The following is a 17,414-nucleotide window of genomic DNA, read 5'->3' as shown; positions in this document are numbered from 1 at the left end:
TACATTTTATCGCTTTCAAGTTTGCTATAATAATAGAAAACAGAAAAAAGTTTTCTATTGTGAAAGGAGCAATCTATGCCAACATTAGCTGATGTTGCTAAAAAAGCAAATGTATCCAAAATGACGGTGTCTCGTGTCATCAATCACCCGGAACAAGTAACGGATGAGTTAAAAGAATTAGTTTTTTCTGCGATGGCAGAATTAGATTATCGCCCCAATATTGCAGCAAAAGCACTCGTTTCTAATCGGTCACAAATCATCAAACTTTCCATCCTTGAAGAGATTGATACAACAGAACCGTATTATATGAATTTATTGATGGGAATTGCAAAATGTATTGGAAAAGCGCACTATTCTTTGCAGTTGGTAACCAATGATGCATTTGACGTAGGGTCTTGCGACGGCTACATCATTACAGGGGTGAGAGAAAAAGATTTTGACTGGATCGACCGATTGGAAAAACCAGTCGTCCTTTTTGGTGAAAATCGTTTTGGCTATGATTATGTAGATAGCGATAATCATTATGGCACAGCAAAGGCTTCACAATATGCTATGGAATGCGGTTACGAGACCATTATTTATATTGGGATTGACGAGGATGAGCCATTTGAGTTATCAAGAGAAGCAGGCTACCTTTCAGTTATGGAAACAGCCAACATGAAGCCGCAAATATTACGTTTCCCAAATCATTCGACAATGGCAGAGAAATATCTTGCCGATCATTGGTCAACTATTAAACCAAAGACTTGTTTTATTTGCAGCTCTGACCGACTAGCTTTAGGGATTGTAAGAGGTATTGCTAAAGAAAAGGGAAAAATTCCTGAAGATTTTGGAGTCATTGGCTTTGATGGTGTATTTTTAGACCAAATCAGTTCACCCAAATTAACTACGGTAAAACAAGATATCGTACGAATGGGTGAAGTTTGTGGTGAAATGTTGTTAAAAAAAATTACCGAAAAAGGAGAAAGTCAAGGATATCGTCGATTTTTCCCTGAATTGGTCATTCGAGAAACGACCAGATGACTGTCGAAAGAGGTTAAATTTAGTTATGGTTACTATGGAAAATGAAAAAATTATGCTATGATTGAGAAAAGTTCCATTTATGAGAAGGATGGTTTAAAATGAATGAAATTAGACGGAAACATTTTCGTTTTCCTGCCTATGATGACGAAATTGGCGTCAAACTAGCAAAAAACCAAAGGCGTGTTTTATTTGATGGACAGGATGATCTATTAACCGAAAACAATAATCAACCAATGTTTGAGCAAATGCAAGAATTTCACTTTGCTCAAGGCGATGCTAGAGAACAACGCAAACGTCGAAATTTGAGCAATTCAAAAAAATCAACAATTCCAAAAGAAAATTTAGTCAGACACAAAGAACAGCTTCCTGATTATCATACGCATCAAGCAAGTAATCGCCCATTGACTAATCAGCGGACGAGAAAAGCGGCTGATTCAATGAATAGTCAGAAGAGTCAAGAGCAGCACACAAGTACCAAAGCCTATACATCGAACCAACAAAAAAATGGTCGTGGGCGTTCTTACTTTGTACCTAAGTATGTGCCAGCATCAATTATTCCTGATCCAAAAGTATCTAGTATTTCTGACGCAGAACTAGTTGATTCAATGAAAAAAATGAAAGATTCATATTTGTTATTTGATAATGAACCGGTACCTTACCAAACAAAAAAAGCCGGCTCTCCTTCTGTACAACCTTTTAACAAAGCTGAGAAAGAACCACTCAGTGCGACATCAAAAAGAAAAGATAAAAATCATGGTGTTTTAGAAAGATCATTAAAAGGATTGATAGAAGAACAAGGGAATTCTTTGGGAGAAAATAGCTATTTTAAATAATGGAAAGCCTGGATAACTCCTTTCGTGGATTGATCCAGGTCTTTTTGTATAAAGAAAGAAGGAAAGGTTTCTATGAAAAAACAAATGAAGCAAATAGGGTTTTATGAGGGATTACCATTGACTGACAAAAATAGTTTTTTAGAAAAGTTGGCAGAAACTCCGGTTCCTAAAAAAAGGGAGTTATTGGTGGAGATTTCAGCGGTTTCAGTGAATCCAGTGGATGTAAAATTTAGAATGCAGACGCCAAAACAAGAGTCTTTTACTGTTTTGGGATTTGATGCGGTAGGGAGAATAGTTGCAAAAGGTCCCCAATCTGAAAACTTTGAGATAGGAGACCGTATTTATTATGCTGGTTCAGCAAAACAACCAGGTAGTAACCAAGAACATCAGTTGGTAGATGAACGAATTGTGGCAAAAGCACCAGAAAATCTCACGGACGAAGCTAGTGCAGCATTACCTTTAACTGCGATCACCGCCTATGAACTCTTATTTGAGAAATTTCAATTGATTCCTAAAGAATCAGCGAATAAAGGTAAAAAAATATTGGTCATCAACGGTGCTGGAGGTGTCGGTTCGATTCTCACACAATTAGCAAAATGGAGTGGGTTAGAGGTGGTTGCGACAGCCAGCCCCAAAAACTTTCAATGGTTAAAAGAAAATGGGGTCGATCATCCAATTGATTACCATCAAGAGTTAAAGCCTCAACTAGAAAAGGTTGGGATAAGCACCGTCGATGTCGTAGCGGTTTTACATGATATCCGTCCCTATCTAACTGAGCTGGCAGAAATGATTCAACCTATGGGGAAAATTGGGATGATCGTAGGACTTGATGGACCAATCGATATTGCAAGTTTTAAAAATTTATCTGTTTCATTTGAATGGGAGTATATGTTTACTAAAACGGATTATGGTCAACTAATCGAGACACAAGGGGAAATATTAAAACATTTGACAGCATTGGTAGAAGAAGAAAAAATCCATACTACTTTAGGAAAAGTATACAGAGAAGGCATCAGCAAAGAGACTTTAAAGCAGGCAACGAAAGAAGTAGAGACTGGAAAAGTACATGGTAAAGTAGTGATTACTGGAGGTTTTGCTAGTAACGAAATAGCGACTGAAAAGTAGAAATATACTTTTCAGTCGCTAACCAATCATTTAAGAATGTTATTCAAATTGTTCTGCAGAATCAAGAGTATCAAAAGGTTCTTTTGAACGATTTGCAGAAAAAGGATTGAGAGAACCTTTTACTTCGAGATATTTCACTTTGTTTAACGTATAAGATAAGATGGAGCAACTGAGTAAGGTATAAACAAAATGTGTTACATCCAGATATAATAAAGAAACAACCAAGATACCAAATGTAATCAAGAATAGACTTTTACCGATCTTGATATGGAAATATTTTTCAAAGGCTTGGTAAATAATGTCTGTTCCGCCAGTGCTTCCACCAAAGCGAAAGACCAGACCACAACCGATACCAGATAATACACCAGTCATCAGGCTATTGAGTAAAAGACTGTGGACAGCAAAATGGACGTTTAAACCTTCCCACAAATGTAAAAAGAACACTAAGGCAAAGGTTCCGACAATCGTTCGCAGAAAAGACTGCTTACCAAAAATGAATAATGAAACCAATAGCAATGGTAAATTGATAATAAGTGATGTAATGGAAGGAGCAAAACCGAATAAATTATTAAGTAAAAGGGCAATTCCTGTTACACCACCATCTGCTAATTTAGCAGGAATATTGATCCCGGTCACAGCTAAACCATAAAGTGCAGCGCCAAAACTGATACCAACCAGATCAATTAATAGATTTATTTTTTTCATTCTCAAACCTCTTTTCTTTTGAAAATTTTCAGCAACTTCTTTATTATACTTATTAGTTAAGAATCTTCAATAGATAATTTGAAAATTTTTTTCAACATTTAAAGGATGTTCAAGGAAAGGAGTAACTATGCGAGCAGCTGATCTATTAACACTCATCACAACTTCTCCAACGAAAAGAGAATATAAAGGCATCTATTGTGATCTTCATGATAATCTGCAGGCTTTGACGAGCATTCGAAGAAAAGGTGAGACTCAATGTGTGTTTTTATTTGAACCAAATAAACCCAATCTGCCGATGAAAGAGTTGCTTATTTTCTTGATGAAAAATCGTGAAAAAGAAATTTTGTATCAAAAAGGTCAAGAATTTTACCCATTATACGGAGTGAAAGAAAGAGCAAACCAGCTAGTCATTTGAGAAAAATAGGAATTTCGAGAAAAATTGAACGTTTATGACTCTAAAACGATCATTTATTACTTTTTTTATCTTTGGACAAAACTTACAGTATAATAATTTATGAACAAGCCAGTAAAAATTATCTCCCCCACGAGGTTTCTGCTTTACTGGCTGTTTTTTTATATTCAAATAAATTAGACACATTTCTCGTTCAAATTCGTGAGATGTGTCTTTTTTTATATAAAAGAAATACATAGAGTTTGAAGAAATATATTTCTTCTTTCTTTCCATTTTCTTTCCATTTATTGATTAAGGACTTTATTGCTAGTTTGAAGCATATTCAGAGAATTGCCGGGGTGTTGGATTTACAAATGATGAACTATGCATCTTTTTTGTTCTTTTCAGACAACTTAGTTGGGGATTTTTTCGTCTATGTTTATACTTAAATTAGAATGGAAAGGAAGATCCTATGAATAATTTTTTTCAAACGCTTGTTGAGCGAAAAGGAGAATTGATCTCCGCAACATTTCAGCACTTATCAATTTCATTAATTGCCTTATTGATTGCGATTGTTATTGCAATCCCATTAGCTATTTGGGCAGTGAACCATAAAAAAATGGCAGAAGTATTGTTGCAGATAACCAGTGTTTTACAGACGATCCCATCTTTAGCTTTATTAGGATTGTTGATCCCCTTCGTTGGAATCGGAACAGTGCCAGCGTTGATCGCATTAGTGATCTATGCGTTATTACCAATTTTTCAAAATACGTATATCGGACTTAGTGAAATTGATCCATCCATTGAAGAAGCAGCAGTTGCTTTTGGTATGTCACGCATGAGACGGTTGATCAAAGTGGAATTGCCAATCGCGTTACCTGTTATTATTTCAGGTATTCGGACAGCCCTTGTCTTGATCATTGGAACAGCAACGTTAGCAGCATTGATCGGTGCCGGTGGCTTAGGAACGTTTATCTTATTAGGAATTGATCGAAATACGCCAGTTTTGACTCTGATCGGTGCAATCAGTTCAGCTTTGTTAGCGATTATTTTCAGTAGTTTAATCAGACTTCTTCAACATTTGAAACCTCGATATACAGTTATCACTTTATTGCTTATCTTTTTGGGAATCGGTGGAATATCTTTGTATCAAAGCGGACTCTTTAAAGAAGATAAGGTGACAATTGCTGGGAAATTAGGTTCAGAACCAGATATTTTGATTCAAATGTATAAAGAATTAATTGAAGATAATTCAGATGTTGAAGTTGAATTAAAACCGAACTTCGGCAAAACCAGTTTTCTTTTTAGTGCATTGGAGAATCAACAGATCGATATTTATCCGGAATTTACAGGAACTGTTTTAGAAAGCTTAGTTAAAGTACCTGATGACTTAAAAAATAAAGAATTGAATGAAAAAGAAACCTATAATCAAGCGAATCGCTTATTAGGTGAACAATTTGAAATGACACTTCTTCAACCAATGGCGTATCAAAATACCTATGCTTTAGCGGTGAAGCGATCATTTGCCAAAGAAAATGGGCTAAAAACCATTTCTGATTTGGGAAAGATTGAAGATCAGATAAAAGCCGGTTTCACATTAGAATTTATTGATCGTTCGGATGGCTATAAAGGAATCCAAGAACTTTACAAGCTTAATTTTCCAAGTGTCCAAAGTATGGAACCAAGTTTACGCTATCAAGCCATCGATAACGGAGATGTCAATGTAGTAGATGCTTATTCGACGGATAGTGATCTAAAACAATATGACCTTGTCACCTTAGAAGATGATCAGGGATTATTTCCAGATTATCAAGGAGCTCCTTTGATGACCAAAGCCTTTGCGAAGGAACATCCAGAAATCGTTGCAGCTCTAAACAAGCTCGCTGGCAAAGTAACAGAATCTCAAATGATTGAAATGAATTATCAAGTGAATGTAGAAAAACAACAACCTGCGGAAGTAGCGCATGCATTCTTGGAAAAAGAAGGACTACTGAAGGAGGGGAATAAATGAATAATCTGATAGAATTCAAGCAAGTCCAAAAGAAATTTGGCGAAAAATATGCAATTAAAGAACTAAACTTATCGATTGAACAAGGGGAAATCTTTGTTTTGGTGGGTCCCTCTGGTAGCGGGAAGACGACCTCGCTTAAAATGATCAATGGTCTATCTCAGCCGAGCGCAGGGGAGATATTCTTCAAGGGTAAATCGTTAAAAGACTATGATTTACAAAAAATGCGGTGGAAAATGGGCTATGTTTTACAACAAATTGCGTTGTTTCCAACTATGACTGTCCAACAAAATATCGAAGTTATTCCAGAAATGCTAGGATGGGAAAGAAGAAAAAGAGAAAAAATAGCTGACCAATTACTTGAGAAAGTCGGACTTGATCCTACAATCTATCGAAATAGAATGCCGCAGGAATTATCCGGTGGAGAGCAACAACGGATCGGTATCGTCCGTGCTTTGGCAGCTAGCCCAGAAGTTATTTTGATGGACGAACCATTTAGTGCTTTAGATCCTTTGTCTCGAGCTTCTTTACAAGACCTTGTACTTTCCTTACATCGAGAATTAGGCACAACGATCGTCTTTGTGACGCATAATATGGATGAAGCCATAAAATTAGGAGATCGGATCGCTGTCATGAAAGAGGGCGAATTAATTCAATGTGACCAACCCGACCAGTTGTTGACTCAGCCTAAAAATGAATTTGTACGGAGCTTTTTTGATGAAACGATTCAACAAAAACAACAAACAGTAAAAGAGCTGATCGTAGCTGACGATTACAGCAAAGGACTTCATCAATCGGATTTTCCAGATGTTTACTTAAGTACACCGCTGACTGAAGTATTCGAATTATTGATCCAACATGAAGCAGTAAATATTCGAGAAAATGAGGAAAATCTAGGGGAGATTACAAGAAAAGATATCTTCACTTATTTATCTAGAAAGGAAAGGGAAAATGAAAGAATATGATGAAGTTGTGATTGGTTCTGGCGTAGCTGGTATGAGCGTGGCTTATGGGTTAAAAAAAGCAGGGAAGAACGTCTTGATCATCGAAGAAAATCTTTGGGGTGGTACTTGTCCTAATCGAGGATGTGACCCTAAAAAAATTCTACTAAATAGTGTGGAAGCAAGAAAACGAATTGAACAGTTGTTGGGTAAAGGATTCAGCGAAGTACCAACTGTTGATTGGCAAGAACTACAAGCATTTAAGCGCAGTTTTACAGATCCAGTTTCAAAGAATCGTCAAAAAGAATTAGCAGCAGCTGACATTGATTATCTAGCTGGAACAGCACGCTTTATCAATGAAAATACGATCATTGTAGGAGAAGAAAAAATTTCAGCTGAACATTTCATTCTTGCTACTGGTCAACGACCATCGATTTTACCTATTGATGGGAATGAATTTTTACAAACAAGTACTGACTTTTTATCATTAAGTGAATTGCCTCAGGACATTATTTTTATTGGTGCAGGCTATATTGCATTTGAATTAGCGATGATCGCTCATGCTTCAGGAAGCAATGTCACGATCGTTCACCATAATCAACGACCATTAAAAGAATTTGACGAACAATTGGTCAAACAATTAGTTAAACAAATGGAAGCAGCCGGGATTCGATTTGTTTTTGATTTTGAGTCACAGCGAATCATTCAAGAAGGAACGCACTATTCCTTGCAGTCAAACGATCAAGAACTACAGGCAGATGCGATTTTTTGTGCCACTGGAAGACAGCCAAATGTTGAGCGACTAGACCTGGAAAAGGCGAAGGTAGAAACAACGAAACATGGTGTTGTTGTTAATGACTATCTTCAAACGAGTAATCCAATGATTTTTGCTTGCGGGGATATCATCTCACGGACAGAGCCAAAATTAACGCCAGTTGCTACCTTTGAAGGAAATTATGTTGCAAACTATGTATTAGGAAATACTAAAGAAAAAATTAGTTACCCTTCCATCCCTACGATCGTTTTTACTAGTCCGAAATTGGCTCAGGTCGGGGTAACAAAAAAACAACTCACTGGACAAGAAGAAGTAGTAGAAATTGATATGACCAATTGGTTTACCTATCATCGTGTGAATGAACCACTTGCTAAATCCCAAATGATCTATGACAAAGCTGGGTATTTGATTGGTGCCAGTGTCCTTAGTGAACAGGCAGATGATTTAATCAATGATTTGAATTTATTGATCAGTCAACATACAAAAAAAGAAGAATTAGAGCAGTGGATCATGGGTTATCCAACGGTAGCGAGTGATTTATCCTATTTATTGAAATAAAAAATACAGTGTATTGATTATGTAAAAAAACGATTAAATATAAAAAATAAACGCTTAAATCTGTGGCTGAAAATGTCCTCGAATTTAGGCGTTTTTTCTATTGTAGTGAAAATGATAAAAAGATTATTTTAGTGAAAGGCTCTTTATAGAGTTCTCTAAAAGATCCGGTAGTAAATATTTTAATAATAGATATCTTGAGTGTTATTTTTATTAAAATATTACCTCGCAGAAAAGCACGAATCTTATAGGTTGATCACTACTTTTTTAATATTATTATACTTATATTTTAATGAAATGGTAGACATACTTATTTTCGTACATTAAAATTAATAATAGAGGAGAATAGAGAAAACAAAGCGTTTGTAAATTTTGAGGGATTAGGAGGGAAAAATGAAGCAATTACTAACGAAACAAAATTTAAGACAGCTAGCACTCTTAGAGTTACTCTGGAGCAACGAATGGCTGACGATTGCAGAGATCGTCAAAAAAATAGGTGGGGTTGAAAAAACGATCCGAACAGACATCAAACAACTGAATGAAATAATTGAACCTTTAAAAATAGAGACTTCGGTAAAATATGGCGTTTTTTTAAGTAAAGACTTAGGTGTTTCAAAATCATATGTTTATTCGCTTTTTTTACAAAAAAGTGTCGAATGTCAAATGTTGGAAATGATATTCATCAATCCCATGATGAAAAGAGGGGAACTATGCGATCAACTCTTTATTTCAGAAACACAACTCAATCGATTACATAATAAAATGAATATTTTAATGAAAAAATACGAAATAAAAATCACAAATGATTTGAAATTGATCGGACACGAAAAAAATATCCGTAAACTTTTCTCTAGTTTGTTCTATGAAAAATACCTTTCACCCGATTTACTTTTTAAAACAGAAGAATTTCAACTGATTGATACAGTACTTGATATTTTTTATAAACAAAATAAAGAGAAGATGGTTATGGATGATCAACATCATTTTTTATTGAATAAAATGCGAATGAGATTATGGGTGGCTGCCTATCGTTGTAAATCTAGCTCATTCTTTAAACAAGAGGAAGATTATTTTAATTATTCTATGATTACTGGAGATCGAGAATTAAACAAAAGGTGGCAAGCTGTGTTTGGTATCGAACTATCAGAAGAAGTTTTGTTTAACCTGTTTGAGTATTTTCATGCTCCATTCAAATTAAATGAAAGATGCTTACAACTAGGGACTAGTCAATCGATCTTACAAACAAGACTGGAAAATCTGATTTTGGAAGTTAGCTATGAATTTAAGATTAAATGCCAGAACAAAACAGCTCTACTTCAGGCCGTTATGTGGCGGATATTTCGTACGATCGGTCCAACGCATATTTTAAATAACGTTGAAGAAAATTTTGTCTGCGAATTAATGAATGATCGACAAGATATCGTTTTAAATTTGAAAGCTAAATTCAGTGAAATTTATGACGATCTAACCGTTCATTCTCTAGATAAAAAAAATATGATTTATCAATCCATTTATACTTTAGTTTCACAATGGTCTGAATTTCGTTCGGAAATACGTAAGCCAACGATTAAAATCCACGCTGCATTGCTATTAGATGCACCAGCCGGGCATTTAAAAATGCTAAAAGAAGAAATTGAATATCATTTTAGAAATACATATGAAGTTGATATTTTATTGCCAATAGCACAAAATTCTGTGAATCAGCTAAAACACTATGATTGTGTCCTAACCAATGGCTTTAATACTGGCGATCTAGGAAATGTGAAAATTATTGGCGTCCCTAATTATTTTGGAGAAGAATTTGTCAAAAAACTACATCATTTTTTGATCAACAAAAAGGAAGAATTACACGTTTTTAGAAAGAATATACTCATCTAAAAGCAAAACAAGTTGAATATACATATTGAGAAAGAGGCTGAACGATACAGTAACAATCATAGTAGTATTTCCGAATAAACATCCAAAGAGCAGTTATCGTTACATTAACTATAAAAAAAGTGAGCGTGCTATTTAGTGAAAACGATTCTGTTTGTTGCATAGATCTACCTAGTAAAGGGACCCGAGATGAATGATTGTCTTTGGTCTCCTATTTTTTTACTTTGCATCACGAACAACTCAATGGATCGGTGGAAAAAATAAAAGATTATGAAAGATATTTTACCAAGGGCTCGGTATATTAAGGTTATTTTTAAAGATTGGGATATGCTAAAAATAAAACAAGGAGTATTTATCTGTTAGGAGAGGAGAGATGTAATAGAAATGAGAGAAATATTAGACGGGCGTTTGAGACGCCAATTGAATATTTTAGAAATCCTTTGGAATACGGAATGGATTACGACTGCGGAATTAGCTGAAAAAATTGATAGTTCAGAAAAAACCATTCGAAATGATCTATCTCAAGTCAACGAAATGATTGAGCCTCTATCAATTGAAACTTCTTTTAGAGCAGGAATCATTTTAAAGAAAGATATCACAACGCCTAAGTCATTTATCTGTTCAAAAATTCTTGAAAAGAGTCTAGAATACACATTACTGGAAACGATTTTCCTAGGAAAAGTTACTTCTAAAGAAGAGCTTAGTGATTTGCTTTATATTTCAGAAACTCAGGTATCAAGGGTAATTAATCGAATCAATCAAGAAATCCGGTTTTTCGATTTTCAAATTACCAATCAAATCAAAATTATCGGAAACGAAGGGAATATCAGAGACTTCTTTTCAGTATATTTTTCTGAGAAATATCATTTGCCCGAAAAATTGATACAAAAAGAAGAAAGAAATTTGATTTCAGAGATCATTGATATATTCATCAAAGAAAATACGATATGGGCAATTGTGAACAATGACCATCATTTATTTTTGGGAAATTTAAAATTTCAATTGTATGTCTGTTTTACACGATTGAAGCAAGGCTATCAATTAGAAGTTAACGAGATACCTTTTCATTTTACACATCTAATGAACGAAAAAAAACTAGTAGAAAAAATACATAATGTCTTTGGCATCAAAAGTGTAAAAGAAAATCTTCAGCAATTATTTTATGAATTCCATCAGCCAATTAATCCAATCGCTCGCTTTCATTCAGAAGGAGTTGAAATCGATTCGGTCTCAATAAAGAAACAGATCGGCTATGTGATTACTTTGCTGGAAGAACGTTTTGGATTACTTTGCGAGAATCGAGATAAATTGATTCATGATATTTATTGGACGACCATGAGTTCGGTGCGACCTACTTATATTTTATACAATAAAAAAACGGATTTTTTTGAAAATACGTTGAAGGTAAGTCCTGAGTTAGTTACCGCATTAAGAGATGAATTTTTTGATATTTACTTTTCTCTTGGTAATCCATTTTTATCTTACTTAGATGAAATGATCCAGCAATCCATCTTCAAATTATTAACTTCTTGGTCTGAACTATGGGTACGCGTGAGAGAAAGTAAAGCAAGTATCAATGTAGCGCTTTTATTGGATAGCTCTTACGATCATATGCGGATGCTCAAAGAGGAAATTCAATTTTATTTTAGACATAATATCAAAATTGAGATACTCGATCCTACTACTCAAATACAAAAGGGCTATTTACAAAAGTTCGATTGCCTTTTAACAGATGTATATTCGCCTGACCATTTCGGTATTCCAACGATTGGGATGTCTAGTTATTTTGATGAAGATATCATTAATAAATTAGTTGATTATTACCATATAAAAGTTAATTCCAGTATGGATAGTTAGTTTACACTATGACTATAAATTTCGGAAAAGTTTCCGCTTATCAACTGATATGGCTAAAAATTAAGTATTATTTTTTAGATGTTCTAAGCTAATCATCTTTTTGTTACATAACAATTACTAATGGAAAAGGTATTTACCAATCTATCGGTAAAACTTGGTTTTCATTCTATTTTATTTTTACGGATAATATTATTGTGGAGGTTGCGTCGTTAAAGTATTGGAGGTGAAGAGCGAAATAAAAAGAGTGATGTATTATTTGATAGGTGTTTTAATGGTTAGTCTTTTCATTACAACAAACTGTCATGCACAAACCACAAATGAACAAACGATTCAAGTTGAAGCAATAATAGGAGTATGGGATGCGGACGCAGATGCCAGTACAATTGATAACGTAAGTGACGCAGGAACCAAAGAAAAAGCAACTATAACGATCACACCATCTGATTCAGGTTCTTCAAAAAAAGTGAGACTTCCACAAACTGGTGAACAATTGAGCGTTTATATGATGTTACTTGGAACAATTGTATCCCTTTTCTCAACGGTTATGTTGATTGAGCTCAATCGAGAAAAAAACTATATCATGTAATTTTATTTTTATGGAAATGTTGTGAGACGTTTTCAGCGAGGAGAGAGACAGAATAATGAAGAAGTTGACAAATGTGTTACTAGTATCATCTATTTTATTAGGTGGATTTGGAATTGGAACAATGAATGCAAGTGCAGAAACAGTTAAAGATAATGAATTAGGCTGGATTCCTGGATTAAGTGACCCTGAGGATGACAGCGCAACTATTCAAGGAAAAGATAATGCACAAATTGGAGTGGATGGCTGGATTGGTCCATGGGATCCGGTCGGACCGGAAGATGTATCTTATGTTGACATCACTGTACCTACAAAAGTACGTTATGCAAATGCGGTAACAGATGATGGCCAGCCACTTCCTAATATCTTATCACCTATTTATACCGTAACAAATAATTCTAGTGCACGTAGAGTCAAGATTGAAATATCAAAATTTGAAGAAAAAAGTCAATCGGGTGTAAGACAAGATTTATACTTTACGCCAACAAATGAAGCGGGCGTCCGTTTACAAAGTGTTGCGGGTCAATTTCTTAATAGCCCTACTTATTTAACAGAATTAGATAAATCTTCATCTAAAACGTTAAAATTCGAAGGAAAAATCGCTGAAGGATTTAAAGAAAATCAAGTGGTTAGACCAAGTTACGAAATAACGTTTAATTTCACTGCTTTAAAAGATACTGAATCATAAAAAAGCGTGATTTGTTTCATTTATATCATATATTATTGGAATCCCCAGCAGAATAAACAGGGAATTTCGCACATAGTAACAATGACATGACTGTCTTAGAATACCATTTAGCAGGATTCCAAATAGTTGGAGTTCTGCTAATCATTGAAAGTATAAACTGTTGGAACGAAAGAAACTAGTTGATCAACAAAAAAACTTGTGGATTGTTTGAAAAAAAATAAAAGTAAATGCTTAACGAATGATTTTTTTATCCATCTGGTTGAGACGATTTGTTTTTGATTTTATCAGAAAGGGAGATTTTTAAATGGCACATAAAGCAAAACAAAGAAAAAAAAGCACATATATCCTGATAACCTTCTCTGTAGTACTTTTGATATTGGGGATCAGTGGATACTTCTATTTTAATCAATCTCCCCCTCAAGTCGTTACAGGATTGCCAGATTTTGATGAGAACATCACTCAGTTGAATAATGGCGAATTATTAAAAAAGATGCAGGAAGAAGTCGATAAAGACAATGTTCGGATTGTATTGAAGCATGAAATCGAATTAAATAAAGAGGGAAAAGCCCACGTGGATGTACGTAATGTGGGTGTCAACTCCTATAATATACAAGTAGAATACTATTTAGCATCTAATCAAAAAAAATTATATGTTTCAGGATTGATTCCACCCAACAATGGGATTGAATCGGTTGCTTTCAAGAATATGCCTTCCTCGGGTACGCATGGCATAAAGATATATTATAAAGTATATGATGAAAAAGAACTAATCAATACAACAACCATTGATGGAACACTCCGTATTGATTAACGAATCATAGCTAGTATAATAAAAAATAGTTATTTAGAGGCGGGCCAAAGCTTGCTTTATTATCTTAGTTCACTCGAAAATTCACGAAGTAGGTTTTGTTTTAACTGGTTTACTTGGGATCCTTTAAAGAGGGTCCTTTTTTATTTCACTAAAAGTACATAATTACCAAGAAATAGGAATTTTTCGGTTTGTTTTTTGGGATAGAATTAACTAAACTTTAGATGAAAACGTTGTTTATTTACTTGTTTGAAAGATTCACATAGTAAGAAGAAAGTAAGGAGGCAGAACTATTAAATCAATCAAATTAGAAAAAACGGATTATCGATTTTATGAATTAGAACAAGTCCAAAGACATAATCAAAGAGAAATAGTTGAATCAAGTATTGTACAACCAGATAAAACATCTTTAAATTATGATGTTTTAAATAAGAAATTTATTGACTATAAAAAGATCATTAGAAAATATTTGACCCATTTATCTTCAACAAAATCGATTCATTCTAATTGGACAATATTAATTGAATGGCGAATCATCTTTAAAGAATCGGCATTAAAAAAATTATCAGTAAGAGAAACAAAACTATTTTTTTTACAAATTGTTCAAACCTTTCAAAAACTATACGGTCTATCGAATATCATTTATGCACATGTTCATTTTGATGAAGAGAAACCACACTTACATATTGGCCTAATACCCATGAAAGAAGGACGTCTCAATTCTGCTTATATTATGTCCAAATATAAAAACTGTGAAATAGAAACAGAATTACTCAAAAAGTTAGAAGCAGTTCTTCAACAAAATAAGACATCCATCTATCGAAAGAAATCGACAAATGATCATATGAAAGAACAATTGAATGCTGAGTATCAGGAATACAAAGAACTGTATACTAAATTACTTCACCACTCGTTGTTGCCTTCTGAGGTGGGGATGAAGAAACCAGTAAGAGAAACAGACAACTACTCAAATCATATGACAGACGAAAAGAGTAAAACAATAGACGAATTACATAAAGAAAACAATTATTTGAATTCATTAGTGAAACGATTGAAAGCAGAGAACAACTATTTATTGAACGTCATGAAAGAAACAAAAAATAATTTTGAGCAGTTAGACAAACACAACTGTTCAAAAAACACGATGAACGAACCACCATTTGCCAAACTGGAATTAGAAAATCGAAATTACCAAAAAAATTGACAGAAAGGATACCATTTCTGCCAATTTTTTTCATTTACGCTTTGCTTAGTAAAAAAAAACGAAGATCCTAAAGAGGGACCTTCGCTTTTTAAACAAGCTATTTTATATTAGTACCAACCGTTTGCTTCCCAGAAAGATTTAGCTGCTTCCCATGAGCCATAACGAGAAGATACGTATTGTTCAGCAACTCGTTCTTGGTTTGCTGCTGAATAGTCACCATTTAAGTAAGAAGAATCTAATTGGTAACGTCCGATGTAACGACCGTTTGTTGCTGTATAAGAACCGCTAGATTCTTTTTGAGCGATCCATTCTTTCGCTGAGCTTGTGTTTGTTGTCGCTGGTGTTGCTTGTGCCGCTGTTTGCGTTGCTTGAGCAACTGGTTGAGCAGGTGCTGCTTGTTGAACTGGTTCTTGCTTCACTGGTTGTTCAGCCACTGTTTTTGTTTGAGCAGGCGCTTGGTAAGCTGTTTGTGTTGTTGCTGCTTGTTCGCCTGTTGGGATTGTTAATTGTTGACCTGAATAAATCAAGTTGATGTTTGAGATTGAATTTTTTTCTGCAATAGTTTGGATCAAGGAGTTATCACCAACGTATTTTTGAGAAATCGTTGATAGCGTATCACCTGATTGAACGGTATAAGCTTCGTCCGCATGTGCAGATGTTCCCATAAAGAATAGTGCGCCGGCAGTCAAAGTTGTTCCTAATAGTAATGTTTTAAGTGATTTCATGTAAAAGCTCCTTCGTAAATTTAAAAATAGTTTTGTTGTGACCAACGAGGAATACTTTACCACGGGGATATATTTCATAGGTAATAGCTTTATGACAAATCTACCTTTTTTGTAATATTTGAAGTAACATATGTAATCGAAAGCGATTTCTTTGTCGTAAAATCAAGCATAATGTCTCTAAAAAGAGTAGCTGTCTAGTTATTAAGAAAAGGTTAATCTCACGTTTTTTTGTAGAAAAAATCTCTCTTTCGTCTCGGATAACGCTTACATGAATATAAATAAAAACAGTCATGAGCATACAAACTAACGCTCATGACTGCTTTATTTATATTAGGAACAGAGGATAATTAAAAAATTATCGTTCTACTCTATTTGTAATAAGTGGAAAGAATTTCAAACAATAAATAGCACAAATTCCTACAATAATATAGATCGCTTTAGCTAGAATTGTCGTAGATCCACCTGCAATAGTAGCAACTAAATCAAATTCTAATAAACCAACCAATAACCAATTTAATCCACCAACGATCAACAATGTTAAAGCAATAATGTCTAAAGTTTTCATTTGTTATTTCTCCTCTCCATATTTGACATACTCTAATTATAAACTAATTTTTATATTAGTACTAAAATACTGCTTAAGCTTATAAAATAAGGTTATAAGCTGGTAATGTCATCTTTATTTATAAGAATACGAGTTTGATGATGAGAAAAAAATGAAATATATAAGTTAAGAAAGAGAAATGTCCAATGGAAAGCAAAAGGATTCAAGAACTGTAAACAAGCGTTACACTATTTAAAAGAATCGATTGAATAAGAGTTCAATTATGGTTCCTAATATTCATCGTTCTCATAATTCTTTTACAGTATAGGTCATAGGTTGTAAATATAAAAAATGATCAAGATGGGCAAAATAGAAGGCATGCAGATAAAACAATACTGATCTCATTGCTTAATCGTAATAAGGAGAAATAATCAAAAAAGCTATCTTATGAAACATAAGAAGGAACTGTCCATAGTAATCATTAGCAGTAAATTAACAGGAAGAGTAAAATAGAAAGAAGAATTTATGCGTAAAATTATCAGAAGTCAGGTCGTTTAGTATAACGAACAGTAAGTTTATTAATAAGACGTGAATAAGAAAACAAAAAAACGTAGAGCACGGAATGCTCTACGACTAGTCATTGATGCAGACGATGGGATTTGAACCCACACGAGCGTACGCTCACAAGACCCTCAATCTTGCATGTCTGCCGTTCCATCACGTCTGCGTATAATAACAATAAATTAATGATAGCGAGTATTTCCGCAGATGTCA

The 17,414-nt window shown here is 34.2% G+C and carries 16 protein-coding genes and 1 tRNA gene; 13 read left to right on the top strand and 4 right to left on the bottom strand.

The window, feature by feature from the left end:
- The first annotated feature begins 75 nt into the window (after positions 1–75).
- The 3 genes from EHR_RS12195 (at position 76) to EHR_RS12185 (ending at position 2,981) form a co-directional block, all read left to right on the top strand.
- Positions 76–1,023, top strand: coding sequence for a LacI family DNA-binding transcriptional regulator (locus EHR_RS12195; protein WP_010737398.1), 948 nt, complete (start codon positions 76–78; stop codon positions 1,021–1,023).
- Between the two features lie 98 nt (positions 1,024–1,121).
- Entirely contained in the window at positions 1,122–1,856 is a 735-nt protein-coding gene (locus tag EHR_RS12190; RefSeq protein ID WP_010737399.1) for a hypothetical protein, read from the top strand.
- 72 nt (positions 1,857–1,928) lie between these two features.
- On the top strand, positions 1,929–2,981 hold the full coding sequence (locus tag EHR_RS12185; RefSeq protein WP_010737400.1) for a zinc-binding alcohol dehydrogenase family protein: 1,053 nt from the start codon (positions 1,929–1,931) through the stop codon (positions 2,979–2,981).
- A gap of 39 nt (positions 2,982–3,020) precedes the next feature.
- On the opposite strand, the gene EHR_RS12180 is transcribed toward EHR_RS12185, so the two are convergent.
- Positions 3,021–3,686, bottom strand: a complete 666-nt coding sequence (locus tag EHR_RS12180) for a YitT family protein (RefSeq protein WP_010737401.1) — start codon at positions 3,684–3,686, stop codon at positions 3,021–3,023.
- A 127-nt stretch (positions 3,687–3,813) separates the two neighbouring features.
- Here EHR_RS12180 and EHR_RS12175 point away from each other — a divergent pair, with 127 nt between their 5' ends.
- The 10 genes from EHR_RS12175 to EHR_RS12125 all read left to right on the top strand — a co-directional run bounded on the left by EHR_RS12175 (position 3,814) and on the right by EHR_RS12125 (position 15,371).
- Positions 3,814–4,101: a hypothetical protein gene (locus EHR_RS12175; protein WP_010737402.1), complete on the top strand. Its 288-nt coding sequence runs from the start codon at positions 3,814–3,816 to the stop codon at positions 4,099–4,101.
- A 448-nt stretch (positions 4,102–4,549) separates the two neighbouring features.
- A complete protein-coding gene (locus EHR_RS12165) occupies positions 4,550–6,088 on the top strand; it encodes an ABC transporter permease/substrate-binding protein (protein ID WP_010737403.1) in 1,539 nt (512 codons plus the stop codon).
- Positions 6,085–7,050 (top strand): ABC transporter ATP-binding protein, encoded by a 966-nt coding sequence (locus EHR_RS12160; protein ID WP_010737404.1) that lies wholly within the window; start codon positions 6,085–6,087, stop codon positions 7,048–7,050. The genes EHR_RS12165 and EHR_RS12160 overlap by 4 nt, the downstream gene beginning before the upstream one ends.
- The gene (locus tag EHR_RS12155) at positions 7,037–8,359 is read left to right on the top strand and encodes a dihydrolipoyl dehydrogenase family protein (RefSeq protein WP_010737405.1); all 1,323 of its coding nucleotides are present in this window, start codon (positions 7,037–7,039) and stop codon (positions 8,357–8,359) included. The genes EHR_RS12160 and EHR_RS12155 overlap by 14 nt, the downstream gene beginning before the upstream one ends.
- A gap of 390 nt (positions 8,360–8,749) precedes the next feature.
- A complete protein-coding gene (locus EHR_RS12150; protein ID WP_010737406.1) occupies positions 8,750–10,234 on the top strand; it encodes an AcpB/EbpR/MafR family transcriptional regulator in 1,485 nt (494 codons plus the stop codon).
- A gap of 381 nt (positions 10,235–10,615) precedes the next feature.
- Positions 10,616–12,088: an AcpB/EbpR/MafR family transcriptional regulator gene (locus tag EHR_RS12145; protein WP_010737407.1), complete on the top strand. Its 1,473-nt coding sequence runs from the start codon at positions 10,616–10,618 to the stop codon at positions 12,086–12,088.
- Between the two features lie 247 nt (positions 12,089–12,335).
- A complete protein-coding gene (locus tag EHR_RS12140; RefSeq protein WP_223603537.1) occupies positions 12,336–12,674 on the top strand; it encodes an LPXTG cell wall anchor domain-containing protein in 339 nt (112 codons plus the stop codon).
- A gap of 55 nt (positions 12,675–12,729) precedes the next feature.
- The gene (locus EHR_RS12135; RefSeq protein ID WP_010737408.1) at positions 12,730–13,359 is read left to right on the top strand and encodes a hypothetical protein; all 630 of its coding nucleotides are present in this window, start codon (positions 12,730–12,732) and stop codon (positions 13,357–13,359) included.
- Between the two features lie 304 nt (positions 13,360–13,663).
- Positions 13,664–14,170, top strand: coding sequence for a hypothetical protein (locus tag EHR_RS12130; RefSeq protein WP_010737409.1), 507 nt, complete (start codon positions 13,664–13,666; stop codon positions 14,168–14,170).
- Positions 14,171–14,459: 289 nt separating this feature from the next.
- Positions 14,460–15,371, top strand: coding sequence for a plasmid recombination protein (locus EHR_RS12125; protein ID WP_306690491.1), 912 nt, complete (start codon positions 14,460–14,462; stop codon positions 15,369–15,371).
- A gap of 107 nt (positions 15,372–15,478) precedes the next feature.
- Here the strand turns inward: EHR_RS12125 and apf are convergent, their stop codons facing one another.
- The 3 genes from apf to EHR_RS12110 all read right to left on the bottom strand — a co-directional run bounded on the left by apf (position 15,479) and on the right by EHR_RS12110 (position 17,367).
- Complete coding sequence (apf, locus tag EHR_RS12120) at positions 15,479–16,096, bottom strand: aggregation-promoting factor (RefSeq protein ID WP_010737411.1); 618 nt, start codon at positions 16,094–16,096, stop codon at positions 15,479–15,481.
- Positions 16,097–16,451: 355 nt separating this feature from the next.
- Complete coding sequence (locus EHR_RS12115; protein WP_010719419.1) at positions 16,452–16,661, bottom strand: DUF378 domain-containing protein; 210 nt, start codon at positions 16,659–16,661, stop codon at positions 16,452–16,454.
- Positions 16,662–17,284: 623 nt separating this feature from the next.
- Positions 17,285–17,367: transfer RNA gene (locus EHR_RS12110), tRNA-Leu, on the bottom strand.
- Positions 17,368–17,414: the final 47 nt, after the last annotated feature.

The sequence above is a fragment of the Enterococcus hirae ATCC 9790 genome (assembly GCF_000271405.2).
GTDB classification, from domain to species: domain Bacteria; phylum Bacillota; class Bacilli; order Lactobacillales; family Enterococcaceae; genus Enterococcus_B; species Enterococcus_B hirae.
Note: the sequence above shows the minus strand (reverse complement) of the source record. Positions and strands in the feature narration are given on the sequence as shown.

What these genes read in the sequence shown, in the direction of transcription:
- EHR_RS12195 (WP_010737398.1), top strand. Translation starts at nt 76, where the DNA reads ATGCCAACATTAGCTGATGTTGCTAAAAAAGCAAATGTATCCAAAATG.
- EHR_RS12190 (WP_010737399.1), top strand. Translation starts at nt 1,122, where the DNA reads ATGAATGAAATTAGACGGAAACATTTTCGTTTTCCTGCCTATGATGAC.
- EHR_RS12185 (WP_010737400.1), top strand. Translation starts at nt 1,929, where the DNA reads ATGAAAAAACAAATGAAGCAAATAGGGTTTTATGAGGGATTACCATTG.
- EHR_RS12180 (WP_010737401.1), bottom strand. Translation starts at nt 3,686, where the DNA reads ATGAAAAAAATAAATCTATTAATTGATCTGGTTGGTATCAGTTTTGGC.
- EHR_RS12175 (WP_010737402.1), top strand. Translation starts at nt 3,814, where the DNA reads ATGCGAGCAGCTGATCTATTAACACTCATCACAACTTCTCCAACGAAA.
- EHR_RS12165 (WP_010737403.1), top strand. Translation starts at nt 4,550, where the DNA reads ATGAATAATTTTTTTCAAACGCTTGTTGAGCGAAAAGGAGAATTGATC.
- EHR_RS12160 (WP_010737404.1), top strand. Translation starts at nt 6,085, where the DNA reads ATGAATAATCTGATAGAATTCAAGCAAGTCCAAAAGAAATTTGGCGAA.
- EHR_RS12155 (WP_010737405.1), top strand. Translation starts at nt 7,037, where the DNA reads ATGAAAGAATATGATGAAGTTGTGATTGGTTCTGGCGTAGCTGGTATG.
- EHR_RS12150 (WP_010737406.1), top strand. Translation starts at nt 8,750, where the DNA reads ATGAAGCAATTACTAACGAAACAAAATTTAAGACAGCTAGCACTCTTA.
- EHR_RS12145 (WP_010737407.1), top strand. Translation starts at nt 10,616, where the DNA reads ATGAGAGAAATATTAGACGGGCGTTTGAGACGCCAATTGAATATTTTA.
- EHR_RS12140 (WP_223603537.1), top strand. Translation starts at nt 12,336, where the DNA reads ATGTATTATTTGATAGGTGTTTTAATGGTTAGTCTTTTCATTACAACA.
- EHR_RS12135 (WP_010737408.1), top strand. Translation starts at nt 12,730, where the DNA reads ATGAAGAAGTTGACAAATGTGTTACTAGTATCATCTATTTTATTAGGT.
- EHR_RS12130 (WP_010737409.1), top strand. Translation starts at nt 13,664, where the DNA reads ATGGCACATAAAGCAAAACAAAGAAAAAAAAGCACATATATCCTGATA.
- apf (WP_010737411.1), bottom strand. Translation starts at nt 16,096, where the DNA reads ATGAAATCACTTAAAACATTACTATTAGGAACAACTTTGACTGCCGGC.
- EHR_RS12115 (WP_010719419.1), bottom strand. Translation starts at nt 16,661, where the DNA reads ATGAAAACTTTAGACATTATTGCTTTAACATTGTTGATCGTTGGTGGA.